General features: G+C 65.3%; 1 protein-coding gene. It reads right to left on the reverse strand.

What is annotated here, in order from left to right; genetic code table 11:
* Positions 1 to 297, reverse strand: a 297-nt coding sequence (locus HFE01_RS26635) for an AMP-binding protein (RefSeq protein WP_167442924.1), incomplete at both ends; no start/stop codon positions are given.

Raw genomic sequence — 297 nt, forward strand, 5'->3', positions numbered from 1 at the left:
CGCCTGGTTGTCGATCCGGCCGATGAAGTCCACGTTGCCGTCTTCCATCCACCGCGCCAAGTCTCCCGTGCGGTACAGCCGCTCGCCCGCGGCGAACGGGCTGTCTACGAACTTCTCTTCTGTCAGCTCCGGACGGTTCAAGTATCCGCGCGCCACTCCGACTCCGCCGATGACCAGCTCGCCCAGCACCCCGACCGGCACCGGATTCAGGTGCGCGTCCACGATGTAGAACTTGGCGTTCAGCCACGCTTTGCCGATCGGCACATGGCCTGTCTGCGGCAGCTTCGCCAGCTCCTC

This window comes from Paenibacillus sp. EKM10P, from assembly GCF_011800655.1.
Lineage (GTDB): Bacteria > Bacillota > Bacilli > Paenibacillales > Paenibacillaceae > Paenibacillus > Paenibacillus polymyxa.